Source organism: Mucilaginibacter sp. (genome assembly GCF_036568825.1).
GTDB lineage: Bacteria > Bacteroidota > Bacteroidia > Sphingobacteriales > Sphingobacteriaceae > Mucilaginibacter.
Window position 1 is genome coordinate 149,869 of the sequence record NZ_DATCRU010000056.1, and the last position, 17,499, is coordinate 167,367.

Sequence of the window (17,499 nt, forward strand, 5' to 3'; positions counted from 1 at the left end):
TTTGCATGTAAGAAAATAGTTCAGATACAGGTTTGTTAAAGCAAACAATAGCAAACCGATAGCTGTTGTTATTTGCAGGAAAACATTGCTATTTAGCTATTTAATCATGCAAAAACGTTTATTAATCATTGATGATGACGAAGACATCCGGGACATGCTCAAAGCGTTTTTTGAATCAAGTGATTATATAGTATCCACCCTGGGCAAAGCCAACAATATATTTGATGCATACAACAAATATCAACCAGACCTGATATTGCTGGACTATAAAATGCCCGAAGAAAACGGCGACAAGATTTGTCTTCAACTGAAAAGCAATCCGGGTACTTTTCATATCCCAATTATTATGATCTCAGGTTATCCTAAATCGACACTGGAAAGAGATTATCATGGCTGGAACGGCATCGTATCCAAGCCTTTCGATCTGTCGACCCTGGAGGCGATGGTTCAAAAGTTTTTAAACAAGCCCAGATAGACCGTTATCCACTTTACTTTTAGTCAGAAATCTTTAGTCATAAAGCGCTTAAAATTTTGTTATTTGCAATATGAAAGCATTTTTAGGAATGGGCCTGCTGGGCTCGAATTTCGTAAAGGCCATGCGTAAAAAAGGCGATGATGTGCAGGTCTGGAACCGCACAGCATCAAGGGCGCAGGCATTGGAATCAGAAGGCGCTAAAGCATTTGAAAACGTAGCAGATGCGGTAAAAGGCGCTGATATTGTTCATATCACCGTACGGGATGATGAAAGCGTGGATGAAGTTTTGAAAAATGCAGAAGCCGGATTGAAACCGGGCGCATTAGTTATAGATCATACCACAACTTCCGTTGAGGGCGCCATAGCACGCACTAAAGCGTGGAAGGCAAAAGGATTTACCTATCTGCATGCTCCTGTTTTCATGGGACCACCGAATGCTTTGGAAAGCACGGGCTATATGCTGGTTTCGGGAGACCAGGATGTTATCAAAAAAGCCGAACCTGAATTGAGCAAAATGACCGGCAAACTGCTTAACCTGGGTGCTACCGAAGGTAAAGCTGCTGGCATGAAACTAGCCGGAAACTTGTTTTTACAGGTAATGACGGTTGGCATTTCTGATATGCTGGCATTAGCTAAAGGAGTTGGAATTTCAGGCGACGAAGTTCAAGGTCTATTCAGTGAGTGGAACCCTGCGGCAGCAATGCCCGCGCGCCTGAAGCGGATATTGATCGGCAATTTTGAGCAACCGTCGTGGGAACTGGTTATGGCCAGGAAGGATTCTGGTTTGATGATGGCAGAAGCAGAAAAACACGGTGCTCACCTCGCAGCCATCCCTGCTATCGCCGCCGAAATGGATAAATGGATAGAAAAAGGCTACGGAAGCCAGGACTGGAGTGTTATTGCGAAGGATAATATTTAATTACGCAAAAATAATTAAACTATGTCATTTCGATGAGCCCGCTGGGGGTGGTGCTGCTTTGGGGCGAAGAGAAATCTTCTACGCGAGACATAATCCGTTTTGCAAGGCGCAGAAGATTTCTCCTCACCCGTTAACCAATCCCACCACGTTCGTCGAAATGACATAGTATTTTATTTTTACTAAGAATCATTCTGATATATTTGGGTTTTGCATAACCCCAATGAGCCAAAGCCATACCACAAATTCTGTACGCCGCATACTTATTGCCAGCCTGATCGGTACAACCATCGAGTATTTCGATTTTTACATTTATGCAGCTGCTGCAGTGCTGGTATTTCCTAAGCTTTTTTTCCCGGCTGCTGACCCGACTACTTCCACACTGCAATCCCTGGCAACATTCGCTTTAGCCTTTTTCGCGCGACCATTAGGTGCAGCCCTGTTTGGCCATTTTGGCGATCGTAAGGGGCGTAAAGCTACCCTGGTAGCTGCTTTGATGACAATGGGGCCTTCAACGGTTGCTATAGGGCTATTGCCCGGTTATCAAACCATCGGTATCATGGCTCCGGCGCTTTTGTGTTTATTCCGTTTTGGGCAAGGCTTAGGGCTTGGTGGCGAGTGGGGTGGTGCAGTCTTGCTGGCTACTGAAAATGCCCCGGAAGGCAAAAAAGCATGGTATGGCATGTTCCCGCAATTGGGTGCACCCGTTGGTTTCCTGCTCTCGAGCGGAACATTCCTCGTTTTAACCAATGGTTAAATGATCAGCAGTTTTTAAGCTTTGGCTGGCGCATCCCTTTTATAGCGAGCGCCCTGTTGGTTTTTGTGGGATTGTATGTACGTTTAAAGATTGCCGAAACCCCCGATTTTGTAAACGTGATCGAAAAAAATGAACGCGTGAAAGTACCGGCAAAGGATGTATTCATGAAGCACACCAAAGCTATCATATTAGGCACATTCGTATCGGTAACCAACTTCCTGTTGTTTTACCTGATGGCAGTATTCACCTTAAGCTGGGGTACGTCGGCTCTGCACTATTCCAAAGCGAGCTTCGAGGTAGCGCAGATGATATCGGCAGTATTCTTTGGCATCGGTATACCTATCTCATCAATTCTGGCCGATCGTTATGGCCGTGCCAATATGCTTATCGTGTCTACAGTATGCATTTTTCTGTTCGGACTGGCTTTTTCCCCATTGTTTAGTACAGGCAGTTGGGCAATTACTGTAGGTTTCCTGGTGTTGGGCATGTTACTGATGGGGTTAACATATGGTCCGCTTGGTACAGCGCTTGCAGGAATTTTCCCGGCGGCTGTCAGGTATACAGGGGCATCATTGGCATTCACTCTAGCCGGTATACTGGGGGCCTCACTCACTCCGGCAATAGCTACTAAGTTGGCTACGCTTTACGGTCTCAATTATGTGGGCTATTATTTATCATTTTCTGCCGCCATTACTTTTTTGGCATTGATTGCTGCCCGGTCGTCAATGAAAGAATAGGGTTCAGCCTTTTTGCCTTTTCCTGTTTAAGTAATTACGCACAGGTGTATCATACCATATCATCACCAGGTAGGCAAATGCCGGTAATAGGATCAATCCGGCTATGATAATAAATGTAAGCTGACCGGTTGCTGGTTTGTGCGTTGCCAAATAATTGCCAAACATCCACATTACGGCATAATGGGTCATGTATAACGGGTATGACAACTTTCCGGATAGCACACAAACTTTTTTCACTCCCGGCACTAATGTCGCGCCTGCTCCAAGCGCCACCAGCAGCGGGAAATAAAATATAACGATCAATGGCTCGCTCAGCCAATTCCATTTATTTGAAAAAGGAAATAAGAAAGCCAGTGCCAGTAAAATAGATATGCCGATAAAGCCCAGCTTGTTTTTGATGATCAGATTGAGACGATAGACCAGCATTCCCGCTAAAAAAGAATAGGACACACGGGCGCAGCCGTCCCAAAAATTTCCTTTTCCCCAACCACCCATCAAATTACCTGAACTATGTGCAATATAGAATATAAAACCTGCCGCAATGATTGTCAGTGCGATCAAAAATGATTTGCGAAGCCGGCAAAGGATAAACGCATAAAAAATATTGGCGATATACTCCCAAAACAGCGACCATGCGGGCGCATTGAAACTGAACTGGTTGAATGCCCTGTCTGCCACTACCGGAAACGGTATGAGCAAAAGAGATAAAACAAATACCAGTATAATTCTGCCTGCGCTATACAATTCCAGGTGACCACCGAATGGGTCGAACAGAAAAGCCAGCAAGCCTAATACCGAGCCGAATATTACCAGCGGGTGCAGGCGTATCAGCCTCGATTTAAAGAATTCCAGCATGCCCATTTTTCCAATGCGGTCGTCATAAGCATAAGCAATAACGAAACCCGACAGGCAGAAAAAGAAGTCGACTGCCAGGAAGCCATGTCCGATAAAGTTCTTACTATAATCAGAAAAGACGATCTCCATAAAATGAAAAGTGACCACGGCCAGGGCCGCTATTCCGCGTAATCCATCAAGAATTTCAAAGTGCTGTTTTGTTTTTAAAATGCCAGTATTCAATTTTTCCACGGGCTCAAAATAGGAATTTTATTCGTCACCGAAAGGCATATGGGGTACTGGTTGGTGTTCAAGTGTTCACGTTCACAGCTCGTGAACGCTCGTGAACACTTGCTTGTTATTGATTTTCAGTTTAATAAACTTTAGCAGATGGTGACAATATCGCGTCACCATTTTAATGGCCAATTTTAGTTAATTTAGTGCTTAGACAGCGGAAAGGCTAATAACCTAAAATCCCGAAATGAAATTTATTGCTTTCATAGTCTTTATTATCGTACAAATTATTTTTATCCCCTTTGCTATAATCGGCGTTATACTGTTAACCATCAGGCAGATATCGGTCAGCAAAAAATTAGGGGTGTCCAGTACTGCTTTATCCGTTCTCAGCGGACGGTGGATCATGAATTTCTATGGCGTCAGAAAGGATGAAAATGTCGCCCGGTTGTACCGCGCCCTTCCTAACGCCTCAGAACTAGGAATATGGCTTCTTCTTTTTCCTGGTTATCTGCGTTTAAAATAAACCCCGTATTACCTAAAAACGATAAAGTAAGTGTTTTCAATGTTGTATCTGCCAGGACTGTTCATTTTGACCACCTCATCAATAAATCGCTGGATCAGGTGGAACAATTCGTCATCATGGGAGCGGGTTATGATACAAGGGCTTATGGTTTTATACCAAGCAAAACGATCAGATTTTTTGAATTGGATCAGCCCAACACCCAACGCTTAAAAATTGCCAGCCTGAAAAAAGCAGGCATCAATTCCAGCCATGTCATTTTTGTTGAAGTAAATTTTTCCGCCGAGAAATGGTACGAGAAGCTGGAACAGGATGGCTATGATCCTGATAAAAAATCCATTTTCTTATGGGAGGGGGTAACGCTCTACCTTTCTGAAGCGGATGTAAGGAAAACGATCAGCGAGATCAATGCCCACTCAGCTCCCGGCAGTATATTGATCGCTGATTTCTATGGCGATCGCATACTTTCGATGAAAGGTGTAAAGAGCACCAACGAATTGTTCAATTTCGGTTTAGACTTTTCGGCAGACTATGAAAATTCATTAAAATCATTTCTTGAAAGCATCCCTGTGAAATTGGGCGATTTTTATTTTCTCGGTAGTAAGCATAAAAAAGGCCCAATGGCTGTAGTGGCCGAGATTTGCTTATAGGTTCGGTGTAGCGTTCACGCGATGAATATTAAAAAAAATGTTTAATTGCTGATTATTAACAAGTTGTGATTTTATCAATGACTGGGATTGGTGAGCAGTAACGACATTTTACCTTAAATTTTACCGTTTTTTTACCCTGTCATTAGTCTCAAGTAGCAAATAGTTTTGATTAATTCATTAATCATTAACAGTGCTAAACTTAAAAAATGAAAACTTTTATCGTATTGGCTTTTTGCTTGATTATAGGCATGAGCTCATTTCAGCACCCCACGACAGGCATTAGTTCAATGCCAAAAGGAACTATTTTAGGATGGGGATCTAAAGGAAATATCCCTTATGGCTGGGTAGTTTGCAACGGTGCAAACGGCACTCCCGACTTGGTAGGCAGGTTTCCATACGGAACATCCAATAGTTCCGAAATAGGTGATAAATTAGGTAAACCAGATCATTCACATAGCGTAAGTGGGACTACGGATATACCTGATGACCTTGTAAATTATAATGGTGATAATCGCGCATTGGAAAAAAATGGAGGCTCACGAGTGCATCATACTCACCATTTTAGTGCTAAGACTTCAACAGAATCGTTGATACCACCTGCAACTAAAATAATTTTCATTATGAAGATTAGATAACCACGAATATTTATATATCGCCCACCTTTTCAAATGCATATTTATCCTTTACAAAGAATCGGAGGTAACGTCCTTTAACCCTCGAGGCTTTCAATTCCTTATAAACCGTTTCAGGAACATCCTTATACACATAAGTTTGCCCGGAAACATAGGCGATTGTTAAAGTCTGTGTTTCCGGGTCATACTCCATTGTGCTGATCACGGTTGAAGGCATGCTTCCCTTACTTTTTTTGCTCTTTGGCAAAATGTTCTCTTGCCTGCTTCAGACCGGTAGCAATAGCCTCGCCTTCATTGTCGGTGCTTTCCAATACTTTATTGGCAATTTCAGTTGCCATATCCCGTATTTTTTTAGGCTGATTTTTATAAGATGGCGGATAGTCGCCGTTGTGCCATGGCATAGTTACTCTCCCTTCCCTCCGTTAAGTTTCTTTTCAATATCGGTGCGCTGGTTGCCTGCGGTCTTTTTAGTCTCTTTTATTTTGGCAGCGCTGGTGCCTTCCTTACGTGCCTCATATTTGATCTCATGCGGCTGATTAGAAACCGAATGACGTTCCACTTTTGATCCCCTTGTGCTCATAGTTCAATTTGTTAATGTTATTGCTATTTTAACAAATGATGCAGACTTGGGTTTTGGAAAATAGCAGTAAGATGGTAGACAGCACTTTGTCTAATCAGGATTAACAGAATTCTGGTAATTCTTAAATTCTATAAATTCCGGTTCAGACAATTTATTGGAACGGATATTCAAACACCTTCAATTTCTCATTGGTGCTAACCGTATCAAATTTCGACCCAACGCCAAACCTGGTGTAATAAATAAATCCGGCTTCCAACAGAGTACCGTCATCCGGGACAGTCTTTGAGAAAACCAGTTTATTTGACGGCCCGGGGATATCCTTAATTTTCATTAGCATTAATGTAGTATCAAAAATTGAACGCGACTTTATCGTACCTGCATTGTTCCGTATGGTCAATGCAAAGCGGATCGTATCCTCATCGGTTGAAAAATCTTCATTGGTATACAAAACGAATTTGATTGTTTTTGAAGAAGCAGCAGCAGGTTGGGACTTTTCTTTTTTACAAGATATTATAAAGGATATAGCAGCTAAAACCAACAAAGTACCGGCGAATCTTTTCATTTTATAATTTTTACCAGCAGGTACGAAACATCTTTTTCGCTGGTTGCCTGTAACTTGCGGATTAAAAAAATGAGTGTCTCCTTGCCTTTGTTGGCATTGTCACCAACAAAGGCGGAAAATTTGAATATCTTTAGCACGGGATTTTCAATGAACTTAAACCTTTACTACCAAAAAATGAAAGACCTTTAATATTGACCTTTAAACCTTAACAAACATCATGATACAATCGCTGAAAAAAATCCGGGTATTGGGTGCCCTGATTTTATGTATAACCGCAACCTGTTACGTGGCATGCACCAAGACAGATAGTAAACCCCCGGTAACTAAAACACCGGTTACCATAACGTCCATCAATGTCGACTCCGGAACTTACAATACGGTGGTGGTGATAACCGGTACCGGTTTCGATGCCACACCTGCAAACGATAAAGTATTTTTTAACGGCAAGGCGGCAACCGTATCCGCAGCTACTGCTACTCAATTAACCGTAGCTGTACCTTTGGATGCAGGTACCGGCAATATTACGCTATCGGTTAATAATGCGGCCCAGGTCTCGGGGCCGTTGTTTACCTATATTAAGGCTACTACAGCAGCTACCATATCGTCCATCAGCTTAAATTCAGGACCTTATAATACCACCGTGATCATCACAGGCACCGGTTTCGATACTACGCCTGCAAATGATAAAGTATTTTTTAACGGTAAGGCGGCTACTGTATCCGCAGCTACTGCCACTCAACTCACCGTGGCTGTACCATTGGGCGCAGGCAGCGGCAATATCACCCTTTCGGTCAACAATGCCGCTGCCATTTCGGGGCCGGTGTTTACTTATCAATATAGTGTTACGGTGAGCACCTTTGCCGGCGACGGCTCACAAGGATTTGCCAATGGTACAGGCACTTCAGCTTCTTTTAATTACCCGTATGGCATCGCACTAGATGCGGCAGGCAATATCTACGTTGCAGATGAGGGCAATAGCGCTATACGAAAAATAACACCCGCAGGCGTGGTAACTACCCTTGCAGGTAATGGCACTGTCGGATCAGCCGATGGCGCCGGCACTGCGGCTTCTTTTTTTAATCCAAGCGGCATTGCAGTAGATGCTGCGGGCAATGTGTTTGTTGCAGATTCGTATAATAACACGATACGCAAGATAACTACCACCGGGGTAGTAAGTACGTTTGCAGGTAAAGCGCTAAATGCCGGATCAACTAATGGCACCGGACCTGCAGCATTCTTTTCCGGCCCGAGCACATTGGTATTTGATGCAGCAGGCAATTTGTTCGTTGCAGATGCTGATAACGACTTAATACGCAAGATAACGCCGGCAGCCGTTGTAACTACCTTTGCAGGTACCGGTAGTGACGGCGGTATGAACGGCACCGGCACAGCAGCCTCTTTTCATTGGCCATATGGCATCACGATAGATGCAACAGGCAATTTTTATATTGTAGATACCGGCAACGAATTAATACGCAAGATCACCCCGGCGGGCGTGGTAACTACCATTGCCGGTAATGGCAAAATTGGATTTACCAATGGCAACGCAGCTTCGGCTTCATTTTCTTATCCGATCGGCGACGCTGTAGATGCAGCAGGTAATATCTATGTTGCCGATGCTAACAATCACTCCATACGACAGATAAGTCCGACAGGTGTAGTAACCACCCTCGCCGGTACCGGTGTTAGAGGTTTTGCTAATGGCCCCGGAGCTTCAGCTGCTTTTAACAATCCAACCGGTGTTGCGGTAGATGCAGCAGGCAATGTGTATGTTGCAGATCCGGGTAATAACCTGATACGCAAAATAACCTTACAGTAAAACAGCCACACCTTTGCCGCCGGCTTTTTACTGTTTGCATAGCTGCACTGTAAAATTATCCCCACCAGTTCAAGCAAAAAATATTTGAATTGGTGGGGTTTTTTTGCTCAATTATCAGGGAAATATGCTGAGCGAGGCAATGACCGGGTGAGTCAATAGGCGACTGCTACCACAAAGGCGGAGAGATGATATAAGAGCGTTGTCACCCTGAGCCGGTCGAAGGGTACGTGGGCAAGGCCTTTACGCACCGCACTTCGACAAGCTCAGCGTGACACCCAATGCAAACATGTCATGGGTAGGCTCTGTTAACTCCAAAATTCTTGGATTCCGGTTCAGACAAGCAACGATTGCTGCAAACTGCCAACTTAAAACTGCCAACTGAATAGCCTACCACAAAAACAAAGGCAGCAACCATACCGGCGAAACATAATACGGGTCATAATAAGGTTGGTAATACTCAACCGTCTCTTCTTCAACAACCGTTTCAGTGCCACCGCCGGTGTTATTATTTTGTTCCTGTTCCTTTTCTTCCTGCAGCAATCTGATCATCAGTTCAGAACCCTGGCTGATCATGTCGAGCATGGCATCCTCGCCAACTTCTTCGGGTTTTATTGCTGTGCTGCAGATATCCTCAATTTCCTTCCATGAATTGTCCGAAACCAGGTCTATTTGCCAGCCCGCTGCGGTGGTATCAAAGCGATTTTCATTGATGAAAGACATAAAAACGATCTCTGCCGGGTCGATCTTCTTGAACATAGCCACGGCTATCCGCAGGTCGTCAAAACGCTCGTCATTCGTAAAATTGACCCAGGCATCATCGCTGTCGAAATCAAAATAGCTTTCAAAAGCAAACTCCCCTTTTTCAAGGTCAACAAAAGAAAAGATATCATACACCTTCAGGTACTCGGTATATCGTTTCATAAAAACATTATATACATCCTGCCCTTTGGCCGTTACCTGGTAATTAAGGCCAGAAGTCTGGACATAACCCTTTGACATCAGGTCAATAAACAAAGGCTCCAGCACTTTATCATCTCCATTATCAACAGTCTTAAACTGATGACTGCTATTGATCATTTCATCCAAAAGAATGATCGCCTTAAAGGTCTTTTTATTATCGTCTGTTATAAACATGAATAATTTCAAATAATGAACGTAAAAAACTACCGTCATGCTGAACGCTATAAGAATAAAAATAAGAACTATGTCATTTCGATGAGCTGCTTGGGCTGAGTAGTGGAGCGAAGAGAAATCTTATACACCCTGCAAAGTCTGCGAGCCGCTCGTATAAGTTTTCTCCGAACGCTAAGCTCAATCCGGTCCTGGTTCGTTCGAAATGACATATTTTATAAATAGCTTTTAAGGCCGTTCGGCATGACGGTTTGTATTATTAATTCAGCAACTTAGTACGCTTAGCCTTTATAGCCTCCAACGCATTCGAGGTCGATCCCTGGCCCAGCACTTTGTTGATCTCCTGCTCGGTTGACATTGTCGAATCCTCAATCTGTGCATAGGCTGCGGCTCTATACTCCTGGGCCGAGGCTTTCTGATCCATGCGGTTTAAAGTGGCCATCAACCCGTCAGTATCTACATTGGATAAAGTCTTGCTTATTTTTTCTGATACTTCTGCAGTTTTAGCACGTGCGCTGATCATTTGTGCACGGCTTTCTGTTTCGGCAATCTGGTCTTTTATTTGTTTGATCTTAAGGTCCATCACGTTCACGGCGCCTTCTTCCTTTTCAGCCATTTTAGCAAACTGATCGGCTTCTGCCTGGGCCGATTGGTACGCTTCGGCTGCTTTGTTAGCCAGGTCGGTGCCGTGGGCTTCGTCCAGTTGTTTGGTTTCTATGCGGTCCAATAATTCATTGGCCTTCTTTTCCCATTCGGCGGCTTTTTCGCGGGCGCTTTGTTCGCTTGCGCGGTGCTGCAGGGCAATCGCTTTAATTTCAGCCTCGCCCTGTATAGCCTGCTGATAGTTTGATCGTAATTCACGCAGGATCTGATCGGCCATTTTAGCCGGGTCTTCCAGGTGATCAATTGCGGCATTTGCCTCAGCTTTGCCGATACGGAATAATCTGTCGAATATGCTCATTGTATTGTTTTTAAATTAGTTAACAAAATTTGTGATTAGTAAAAATTATCTTCTGCGACCAAAGCCACCGCGGCTTCGGCCAAAACCTGACGACCTGTGATAACTGCTGCCGCCCGAAGAATGCCCAAAACCCCCGCTGCGCACAGTTCTGCCCGAACTCCGTGTGCTGAATGACCGTTGCGAACGGTTAGGCGAACTCAAACTGCTGCGGTAACTTCTTGACGACATCGCCGAAGAAGTAGTCGGCCTGAAATTAGTTACCGTACGCACCCGGGTATAATATGACGGATAGTACCCATAATGATACATTGGCATATAATAAGGGTGCGGGCGCAAAAAGTAGCTCAGCAACAGGAAATCGGTGAATGTAAACGACGAATGATAATAATTATCATACCCCACATAAGCAGGATTGCCATATACATTAAGGTTAGCCGTGTTATTGGCCTGGTCGGGTTGAATGTGTATCCGGGCTACAGTTACCGAATCGGCATCGCTTACATCATCTACCACGTTCAACTGGTTCTGACCGGGTTCTTCTACCTTCAGGTAATCAATATTACCATCCTTATCCAGGTCGAGATTATTGATATGGTTGTTGGGGTTGTTGATTGCCTTTTCAAGTGTCTGCGGATCAGTGCTTGTTTTTACCAGCTGGGCTAGCTTGTTCACATCAAAGCCGGCAGGAGCGCTGCTCTGTATGGTCACATTGTTTTGTTGCGGCGGATTCTGCGAACAGCTCGCAGCAACAACCACTAAACCAAGGCCTATTAATATCTTTTTCATGATGATTTGTATTGATTTGTTGTATAAAGGGCTACGACTATATCAGGATATGGGCCCCATTATTCGAAGTTCTATTTTTTTGGTATTTGGACTAATATCCAAATCTGATGTTACAAAAATGTTCAGGAAAAATTAAACCGTTGATTTGTGTAATTATGGTGATCTCGTTGATTGATCTATACTGCTACTACCAACTGCCACTGCAACTAAAAAAACGGGTGTCATGCTTCATGCCCTTGTTGGTATTGTCACCAACAAGCCCGGGAATTTGTTAAAGCCCACAGGTTATGTAGTGGTTTTGTTGGTGACAACACCAACAAAGGCGAAGAGGGGCAGGGGTGTGTCTCTACGCCATGCTTATTTAAAGCCAGAATCTTTATTTAATCTCAAAACCACCCGCCTCATTCCCTTGTTGTTAAATAGCAAGCCTAAACCCTGAAAGGAGTAGAGAAAATGGAAAAGATAGTGGTGGTTAATGATGATTCGAAAGAAGCATTGCAGGCAGCCAAATATGCCTTTCAACTGGCATGCTTTTATAATAAAGATATTGTATTGGCAAATATGGTCTCTGCCGAACGGTCAATGCTAAACCAGGTTGCCCGTTCGAGGGCGGTACCGGCAGGTTTTGAAGTAGTTTTAGGTGACGATGAAAAGCCCGAAACCGTTAGCGACCACCTGAATTGTTTAAATTCAGGAACCGATTTTCACCCCGGTATCCAAAGCATGGACGCCTCCGGTTTCGGAGAACGTGAGATGATCGCTTATGTCAATTTCCATAAACCATGCCTGATCATTCACGGAATGGCAGCCGACGCTGAAAACCAGGATAATGGCTACCGCATCAACATGAAGTCGGTACTAAACCGGATACAGTGTCCTATCCTGCTTGTTCCTGAATCAGCGCCAGTTAAAAAGATCGAAAGAATAGTTTACCTGGCCGATTTGAGATATGCGCAAACCCCTGTTATCAATTACCTTGCAAAATGGCGCGTTGAAAACGAAAGCGTGATCGTAGCACACCTCTGTACAAAGGGCTTGTCTGAGCTGGACAAGTCATACGCAGACCACCTTTTCAGCAATGAGCTGATGAAGAAAGTGGTTTGTAAAAATTTATTTTTTTCAAACTTATGCGCAAAAAGTTTCTCCGACAGAATTGATGAAGTTATTCATGGGATGGAAGCAGATATGCTTGTCTGTTTAAATCACAGTTATCATTTTACCCAAATATTCGGCAGTTTAGCTGAGTTAAAAACTCCCGGATATATTTCAATTCCTGTGCTGGTATTCCCATCCTAACCGCTGATTTAACCACCGTGTCATTGCGATGAACGGCCTGTGGGGTGAAGAAGCAATCGCATGCTATGCAGAACGGACATGCAAGATGTACATATTTTCCGAACCATGATTTGTTTGATGAAGGATTGTGATGATTACCGAAACGCTGAAGAATTATATTAACTTGCAAGTATCAAAACAGAAACCTTCCTAAATCTACCCATTCATAAGATGAACAAAACTGCCAATTGTCTTATCCTTTTTGTTTTTATAACATCTTTACTGTCGGTTGCATGTCATCACGTCACGCCGGAAGAAAAAGCTAAAAAAGATCTGGAAGAGCAAGCAAAAAAATCAAAACTGCTTTTAAAATCGATACAAGGTGTCAGATATACCGAAGTCAAACGTGTATTTGACAATGGCTTATCGTTTAACAAAGACGGTTATCGGTTGAAACCATCATGGAGATTGTCGTTTTCTTCATCGGATTCAGTAAATATATTTAACCCGAAGCGTAATATTTTTAATAACGCCCCGGTGATGTTCGATCATGACTCTATTTTCAATATTGCCTGGGCATGGCTGAAATTGAAGTGCTTGAATAAAGACAGTTTGAAGTTTCAAGTGCTCAAGGTGAAAGATCGCATTATCGTTGATCGAAAACCTAATGTATTCATCACACTTTATTCTGACAGATACATACGCGATGTACTTCATACCGATACCGTTAAGCTTTGGCGGCCGACGAAGAACGATACACTGTATATAAAACACAAGGCTGCACAGGCGAACATCAATTTAGACAGCGCTTTTGCAGCATTGCAACCGGTAATCCTCGAATCTAAGCGGCCCGACCTGGTTGGTGTTAAGAAGAAGGAAGTAAATAACAGTATTTTGGATGAGATGATGCCAGACGATCAATATCTTTCTCCTGAATATGATATCTTTATTAAAAATGCTTATGCCGATTTCTCGTATTCATTCAGCGTTTGGGTTGACGAACACGGCAAACTAATCTTTCGAAAATCAATTATATTTCTATATCCGGAGTTCAGAAAAACAATCCCTGATGAATTGAAGGGTATAGTGAATGGTTATCTTAAATTTTATGTCAAAGCGATTCCTGGCAAAACGCTGGGCATTACCCATTCCAGCGTTATTATTTTGAATGTCAAAGGAACCAAGGGGTAGACAATATTATATTGTTCAAAAGAAAATGCCTATAGGTTGTAAAAAGATCAATGCCTCTCGCCTGTTCAAGAGCGTTTATTTGATTACGCTACCCTGTACAAAAATTTAAAAGACCATGTCACAAAACCAAAGGGTTCAACGACTTAGATATACAGTAGGTAAACCCCATGAAAAAGAAACAACTCTTATTCGGCTTGCTCCTTTTTGCAAGCTCAACTGTATTTGCGCAAAGTCAGAAATCCATGTTGTATAGCAAGGACCCCGCGCTGGCTAAAAACAAAAAGTTTGTGTACGATTTCTGGCGCTCGGTACTGGAGGGCGGTCATTTGGAAATGGCGCCTCAGTTTATGATGGAGAGCTATATCCAGCACAACCCGAACGTGCCAACAGGCAGACAGGGCTTTCTCGATTTCTTTTCAAAATTTGCAAACCCCGTCCTATAGTGGATACCATCCAGGGACCGCTTATTGCCATCATCGCAGAAGGCGACCGCGTGATCCTCGCTTTCAAAGCCGTGCATCGCGACCCCAGTGACACATCTAAACGCTATACTACTACTTCCTTTGAAATGCTCCGGCTTGAAAATGGAAAAATTGCAGAACATTGGGATTCAGCGCTAAAGGGCCGCTGATTCATTTTGTTTCGCGGATTTTGCAGATAAATAACTCGCCTGCTTACGAGTTTACCAAAGATGTTGCAACGGGAAGCAACCAGTTTTTAGGCTTCCTTTTTAGCAACTCTGGCAATGACCAAAGCAATTCCGCTATAGGCAAGTGCTAAAAATGCGCTGGTTACTTCATCTTTCATATCAGCAAAAGAAGAAACGACCACCCTGGGGACGTGCAGAGAAACAAACCAAATAAAGATCATTGTCCCCAAAAGAGTAGCAATTACCCTGGTTTTGATTTTAAAAATAATCGCAATGCCCGATCCTATTAATGCTGTGCCGCAAAAATAAATCCAGAACAGATGGCCGGGTATCCATGACGGGACATAGTTTGCCGCATCTTTTGCATACAGAAAATGACTGATGCCATAATCGATCATTGTTATGGCAAACAGAATAGCCCCAAAAGGAATTAACTTCCCGAGGAACCGGGTAAGGCGATTTTCATTTTTTTCAGGAAAACAACCGGCAATAACCAGCGCGCCGCCTGCTAATGTCAGGTCTTTCATTGCATTTTCCCATTCTCCCAAATGCATATAATTTGACGTAGCTATAAATTCATACGGGATATAGTAAAAACAAACTATCAATAGCAGCACAAACCCGAGCAGGAGAGAAATTTGCCGGGGCCTTTTCTCAAAAATGAGGCATGCCCCTGCCAAAACAAAAAGGATCCCCGAAATAATGGCGAGCACTGCAAAACCTGGTATAAGGGAATGATTTGGCGGTAACAGCATATAAGGAAAATCATGATAATAGATCATCTCAACCCCAAACCCGGCTATGGCTATGCTATAGAAGACGGGGCCTATATTAGATAGTTTTCCCATAAGATTAAATGGCGTTGATTTGTTGGTTTGAATAAGACAGGTACTCGAATTTAAGAAGATAAAGACAAATGTGATCAAGGAAGCTTATAAAAAATGCTCATCCTGGTGCAAGTATGTGCGCCCTAATTGGTGTTGTCACCACAGGTGTTTGGAAGATCAAAAAAAGGTGTCATGCTGAGGCACTCGAAGTATGGTGCGCAAAGGCCTATACTGCATATTGTCTGAACCGGAATTTTTTCGTTAGTCCGGATTTACAATCCCGGACTAAAAAACCAGCGGATTTGCAATCCGCTAATCACTTCCACCCCTCATACCCCAAAAACTTCACCAACTCCGGATTATCAACCGATAACACCGGCATCCAAAGCCCAAGAGGTTCACGCGTCCACCAAAGATGCTGCGGATTGCCGGGTTCGGCAAATTTGTAGCGGTAGATGGTTGCACGGATAAATCGCGGAGGCTTTCCGGGGAAAGGGTTTTCAGCAAAGAGTCCTACAGCGTCAGGGTCGTTATGCAGCAGCTTCCAGACAAGGTGGTAGGTCCATGGGTATTGGTCGGCGGTAGACATAGAGGCGAACCACATCTGCCAGTCCAGGTGTGGCTGGTAGGGCGCTATCTGTGGCGGTTGCTTATCCAGTCGAACGGGCAGCCCTTTGTAGATATAAGATTTCCAAACGGCTTTATTGTTGGTGGTATCATCCATTGTCCCTTCAAACACCACGTTCAGGCGTTCCTGACCCACACTCCCGAACGCGCCATAAGTATTTACCAGGTCGAAGGGGTCATAAGAGGTGTTCATAATCTGCTCGGCGGATATAAGATTAAACGTCGGTTGAAGACTGAGCAAGGCCAGCAATCCGGCAATGATATAAGAGGTAGTCAGCATCGGTTTAGATTCCTCTGCACCATCCGCAGCAGCCTGCGCTTTGCGGACAAGCACTTTTGGCAACAATTTCGCCCAATAGCCATCATCAAAACAAGCCAGCGCCGGGATAATGGTGAGCCAGTTTAAAAATGAGAGGTTACCACTAAGTATAATACTCAACTGGAACAATACAATAATCGACCCCGCAATATGTCTCCCTACTCTTGGCCAGAACACAAACCAGGGCGCCACCAGTTCGCCGATCCAGTTGAACCATACACCCACCTTCAACCAAAAATGCGGCAAAAAATGAAACCACCGGCTCAGCGGACCAGGTATAGGCTGCGTTTCAAAATGGTAAAACAAAACGGTACCACTTCGCCAGGCCGCATCGCCCCGGAATTTTATCAATCCTGAACCCACCATAATGCGGAATATGAGCCAGCGGAATAGAATGATAATCGCCATTGGCGGCGGTCGTTTGGAGAATGGCCGCATATCTACCAGTGGGCACAAGAAAATAGCGAGGAAACCCGTTTCGCCAAGCTGTATCTCCCATCCGTAACCATACCAATCCTGTCCCACATGCACAATGGATAGATACAAAAACCAGATCACCCCAAGCATGGGCGCATTGGCATAACCTGCAACTACTACGCATGAGAGGATGAACCCTATCCAAGCTACAGCCAGCAATGCCCCATCTGAATGCCATAACCAGAAGATAGACGGCAACCGGACAAAACCGGCAAAGTCTGATCCCAATGAATGACTTACAAGGTTGAGATAATTCCCGAGAGGGAGCAAACCGTTAGAGCCTATTAAAGGAACAAGCTGATTAATAGCCACCAGGAATGCTACAGCATACACCACACCCAGTAACCGCAGGATCATAAACCGGGTAAGCCAGTAGGTTGGCGGTTTATCCTGTTCGAGCGTGATGGCCTGTTGATCGGTTAAAGCATCTGAGAGCATTCAATTGCTTTTATTACCTGGAAAACAAATCTAACTAAAAAGGTTCAACGCGTTTTTGAAAATGGCAATTTGTAAATATTGCCCAATCATTTGTGGAAA

The 17,499-nt window shown here is 43.8% G+C and carries 22 protein-coding genes; 12 read left to right on the top strand and 10 right to left on the bottom strand.

Annotation, left to right across the window (positions count from 1 at the left end):
• The first annotated feature begins 106 nt into the window (after nt 1–106).
• The 4 genes from VIM89_RS11205 to VIM89_RS11220 all read left to right on the top strand — a co-directional run bounded on the left by VIM89_RS11205 (nt 107) and on the right by VIM89_RS11220 (nt 2,885).
• Nucleotides 107–475 (top strand): response regulator, encoded by a 369-nt coding sequence (locus VIM89_RS11205; protein ID WP_488156236.1) that lies wholly within the window; start codon nt 107–109, stop codon nt 473–475.
• Between the two features lie 70 nt (nt 476–545).
• Complete coding sequence (locus VIM89_RS11210) at nt 546–1,394, top strand: NAD(P)-dependent oxidoreductase (RefSeq protein ID WP_488156237.1); 849 nt, start codon at nt 546–548, stop codon at nt 1,392–1,394.
• A gap of 220 nt (nt 1,395–1,614) precedes the next feature.
• Nucleotides 1,615–2,148 (top strand): MFS transporter, encoded by a 534-nt coding sequence (locus VIM89_RS11215; protein WP_488156238.1) that lies wholly within the window; start codon nt 1,615–1,617, stop codon nt 2,146–2,148.
• Complete coding sequence (locus VIM89_RS11220; protein WP_488156239.1) at nt 2,064–2,885, top strand: MFS transporter; 822 nt, start codon at nt 2,064–2,066, stop codon at nt 2,883–2,885. The genes VIM89_RS11215 and VIM89_RS11220 overlap by 85 nt, the downstream gene beginning before the upstream one ends.
• 3 nt (nt 2,886–2,888) lie before the next feature.
• Here VIM89_RS11220 and VIM89_RS11225 read toward each other — a convergent pair whose 3' ends face one another.
• On the bottom strand, nt 2,889–3,971 hold the full coding sequence (locus tag VIM89_RS11225; protein WP_488156240.1) for an acyltransferase family protein: 1,083 nt from the start codon (nt 3,969–3,971) through the stop codon (nt 2,889–2,891).
• 229 nt (nt 3,972–4,200) lie between these two features.
• On the opposite strand from VIM89_RS11225, the gene VIM89_RS11230 reads away from it, so the two are divergent.
• The 3 genes from VIM89_RS11230 (at nt 4,201) to VIM89_RS11240 (ending at nt 5,761) form a co-directional block, all read left to right on the top strand.
• Entirely contained in the window at nt 4,201–4,479 is a 279-nt protein-coding gene (locus tag VIM89_RS11230) for a hypothetical protein (RefSeq protein ID WP_488156241.1), read from the top strand.
• Complete coding sequence (locus VIM89_RS11235; RefSeq protein WP_488156242.1) at nt 4,440–5,126, top strand: class I SAM-dependent methyltransferase; 687 nt, start codon at nt 4,440–4,442, stop codon at nt 5,124–5,126. The genes VIM89_RS11230 and VIM89_RS11235 overlap by 40 nt, the downstream gene beginning before the upstream one ends.
• A gap of 206 nt (nt 5,127–5,332) precedes the next feature.
• Entirely contained in the window at nt 5,333–5,761 is a 429-nt protein-coding gene (locus tag VIM89_RS11240) for a hypothetical protein (RefSeq protein WP_488156243.1), read from the top strand.
• Between the two features lie 10 nt (nt 5,762–5,771).
• On the opposite strand, the gene VIM89_RS11245 is transcribed toward VIM89_RS11240, so the two are convergent.
• The 4 genes from VIM89_RS11245 to VIM89_RS11260 all read right to left on the bottom strand — a co-directional run bounded on the left by VIM89_RS11245 (nt 5,772) and on the right by VIM89_RS11260 (nt 6,900).
• On the bottom strand, nt 5,772–6,005 hold the full coding sequence (locus VIM89_RS11245) for a KTSC domain-containing protein (protein WP_488156244.1): 234 nt from the start codon (nt 6,003–6,005) through the stop codon (nt 5,772–5,774).
• On the bottom strand, nt 5,983–6,159 hold the full coding sequence (locus VIM89_RS11250) for a DUF2188 domain-containing protein (RefSeq protein WP_488156245.1): 177 nt from the start codon (nt 6,157–6,159) through the stop codon (nt 5,983–5,985). The genes VIM89_RS11245 and VIM89_RS11250 overlap by 23 nt, the downstream gene beginning before the upstream one ends.
• A 2-nt stretch (nt 6,160–6,161) precedes the next feature.
• Entirely contained in the window at nt 6,162–6,338 is a 177-nt protein-coding gene (locus VIM89_RS11255) for a DUF3606 domain-containing protein (RefSeq protein WP_488156246.1), read from the bottom strand.
• 151 nt (nt 6,339–6,489) lie between these two features.
• Nucleotides 6,490–6,900 (bottom strand): hypothetical protein, encoded by a 411-nt coding sequence (locus VIM89_RS11260; protein WP_488156247.1) that lies wholly within the window; start codon nt 6,898–6,900, stop codon nt 6,490–6,492.
• A gap of 217 nt (nt 6,901–7,117) precedes the next feature.
• Here VIM89_RS11260 and VIM89_RS11265 point away from each other — a divergent pair, with 217 nt between their 5' ends.
• Nucleotides 7,118–8,719 carry an IPT/TIG domain-containing protein gene (locus VIM89_RS11265; RefSeq protein WP_488156248.1) on the top strand — a complete coding sequence of 534 codons (1,602 nt, stop codon included), beginning with the start codon at nt 7,118–7,120 and terminating at the stop codon, nt 8,717–8,719.
• Between the two features lie 387 nt (nt 8,720–9,106).
• Here the strand turns inward: VIM89_RS11265 and VIM89_RS11270 are convergent, their stop codons facing one another.
• The 3 genes from VIM89_RS11270 to VIM89_RS11280 all read right to left on the bottom strand — a co-directional run bounded on the left by VIM89_RS11270 (nt 9,107) and on the right by VIM89_RS11280 (nt 11,597).
• Complete coding sequence (locus tag VIM89_RS11270; protein WP_488156249.1) at nt 9,107–9,853, bottom strand: hypothetical protein; 747 nt, start codon at nt 9,851–9,853, stop codon at nt 9,107–9,109.
• Nucleotides 9,854–10,109: 256 nt separating this feature from the next.
• Nucleotides 10,110–10,811 (bottom strand): PspA/IM30 family protein, encoded by a 702-nt coding sequence (locus tag VIM89_RS11275; RefSeq protein WP_488156250.1) that lies wholly within the window; start codon nt 10,809–10,811, stop codon nt 10,110–10,112.
• Between the two features lie 45 nt (nt 10,812–10,856).
• Nucleotides 10,857–11,597 carry a hypothetical protein gene (locus VIM89_RS11280; RefSeq protein ID WP_488156251.1) on the bottom strand — a complete coding sequence of 247 codons (741 nt, stop codon included), beginning with the start codon at nt 11,595–11,597 and terminating at the stop codon, nt 10,857–10,859.
• A gap of 453 nt (nt 11,598–12,050) precedes the next feature.
• Here VIM89_RS11280 and VIM89_RS11285 point away from each other — a divergent pair, with 453 nt between their 5' ends.
• The 4 genes from VIM89_RS11285 (at nt 12,051) to VIM89_RS11300 (ending at nt 14,694) form a co-directional block, all read left to right on the top strand.
• Nucleotides 12,051–12,893 carry a hypothetical protein gene (locus VIM89_RS11285; protein WP_488156252.1) on the top strand — a complete coding sequence of 281 codons (843 nt, stop codon included), beginning with the start codon at nt 12,051–12,053 and terminating at the stop codon, nt 12,891–12,893.
• A 210-nt stretch (nt 12,894–13,103) separates the two neighbouring features.
• Nucleotides 13,104–14,063 (top strand): hypothetical protein, encoded by a 960-nt coding sequence (locus VIM89_RS11290; RefSeq protein WP_488156253.1) that lies wholly within the window; start codon nt 13,104–13,106, stop codon nt 14,061–14,063.
• A 167-nt stretch (nt 14,064–14,230) separates the two neighbouring features.
• Nucleotides 14,231–14,506 (top strand): nuclear transport factor 2 family protein, encoded by a 276-nt coding sequence (locus VIM89_RS11295; RefSeq protein ID WP_488156254.1) that lies wholly within the window; start codon nt 14,231–14,233, stop codon nt 14,504–14,506.
• The gene (locus tag VIM89_RS11300) at nt 14,506–14,694 is read left to right on the top strand and encodes a hypothetical protein (protein ID WP_488156255.1); all 189 of its coding nucleotides are present in this window, start codon (nt 14,506–14,508) and stop codon (nt 14,692–14,694) included. Before VIM89_RS11295 ends, VIM89_RS11300 begins: the two co-directional genes overlap by 1 nt.
• An 86-nt stretch (nt 14,695–14,780) precedes the next feature.
• On the opposite strand, the gene VIM89_RS11305 is transcribed toward VIM89_RS11300, so the two are convergent.
• On the bottom strand, nt 14,781–15,560 hold the full coding sequence (locus VIM89_RS11305) for a DoxX family protein (RefSeq protein WP_488156256.1): 780 nt from the start codon (nt 15,558–15,560) through the stop codon (nt 14,781–14,783).
• A 295-nt stretch (nt 15,561–15,855) separates the two neighbouring features.
• Nucleotides 15,856–17,400: a lipase maturation factor family protein gene (locus VIM89_RS11310; protein WP_488156257.1), complete on the bottom strand. Its 1,545-nt coding sequence runs from the start codon at nt 17,398–17,400 to the stop codon at nt 15,856–15,858.
• Between the last annotated feature and the right edge of the window lie 99 nt (nt 17,401–17,499).

Bases quoted from the DNA above. Each gene is read 5' to 3' on its own strand.
- VIM89_RS11205 (WP_488156236.1), top strand. From the start codon at position 107: ATGCAAAAACGTTTATTAATCATTGATGATGACGAAGACATCCGGGAC.
- VIM89_RS11210 (WP_488156237.1), top strand. From the start codon at position 546: ATGAAAGCATTTTTAGGAATGGGCCTGCTGGGCTCGAATTTCGTAAAG.
- VIM89_RS11215 (WP_488156238.1), top strand. From the start codon at position 1,615: ATGAGCCAAAGCCATACCACAAATTCTGTACGCCGCATACTTATTGCC.
- VIM89_RS11220 (WP_488156239.1), top strand. From the start codon at position 2,064: ATGGTATGGCATGTTCCCGCAATTGGGTGCACCCGTTGGTTTCCTGCT.
- VIM89_RS11230 (WP_488156241.1), top strand. From the start codon at position 4,201: ATGAAATTTATTGCTTTCATAGTCTTTATTATCGTACAAATTATTTTT.
- VIM89_RS11235 (WP_488156242.1), top strand. From the start codon at position 4,440: ATGGCTTCTTCTTTTTCCTGGTTATCTGCGTTTAAAATAAACCCCGTA.
- VIM89_RS11240 (WP_488156243.1), top strand. From the start codon at position 5,333: ATGAAAACTTTTATCGTATTGGCTTTTTGCTTGATTATAGGCATGAGC.
- VIM89_RS11250 (WP_488156245.1), bottom strand. From the start codon at position 6,159: ATGCCATGGCACAACGGCGACTATCCGCCATCTTATAAAAATCAGCCT.
- VIM89_RS11255 (WP_488156246.1), bottom strand. From the start codon at position 6,338: ATGAGCACAAGGGGATCAAAAGTGGAACGTCATTCGGTTTCTAATCAG.
- VIM89_RS11260 (WP_488156247.1), bottom strand. From the start codon at position 6,900: ATGAAAAGATTCGCCGGTACTTTGTTGGTTTTAGCTGCTATATCCTTT.
- VIM89_RS11265 (WP_488156248.1), top strand. From the start codon at position 7,118: ATGATACAATCGCTGAAAAAAATCCGGGTATTGGGTGCCCTGATTTTA.
- VIM89_RS11270 (WP_488156249.1), bottom strand. From the start codon at position 9,853: ATGTTTATAACAGACGATAATAAAAAGACCTTTAAGGCGATCATTCTT.
- VIM89_RS11275 (WP_488156250.1), bottom strand. From the start codon at position 10,811: ATGAGCATATTCGACAGATTATTCCGTATCGGCAAAGCTGAGGCAAAT.
- VIM89_RS11280 (WP_488156251.1), bottom strand. From the start codon at position 11,597: ATGAAAAAGATATTAATAGGCCTTGGTTTAGTGGTTGTTGCTGCGAGC.
- VIM89_RS11285 (WP_488156252.1), top strand. From the start codon at position 12,051: ATGGAAAAGATAGTGGTGGTTAATGATGATTCGAAAGAAGCATTGCAG.
- VIM89_RS11290 (WP_488156253.1), top strand. From the start codon at position 13,104: ATGAACAAAACTGCCAATTGTCTTATCCTTTTTGTTTTTATAACATCT.
- VIM89_RS11295 (WP_488156254.1), top strand. From the start codon at position 14,231: ATGAAAAAGAAACAACTCTTATTCGGCTTGCTCCTTTTTGCAAGCTCA.
- VIM89_RS11305 (WP_488156256.1), bottom strand. From the start codon at position 15,560: ATGGGAAAACTATCTAATATAGGCCCCGTCTTCTATAGCATAGCCATA.
- VIM89_RS11310 (WP_488156257.1), bottom strand. From the start codon at position 17,400: ATGCTCTCAGATGCTTTAACCGATCAACAGGCCATCACGCTCGAACAG.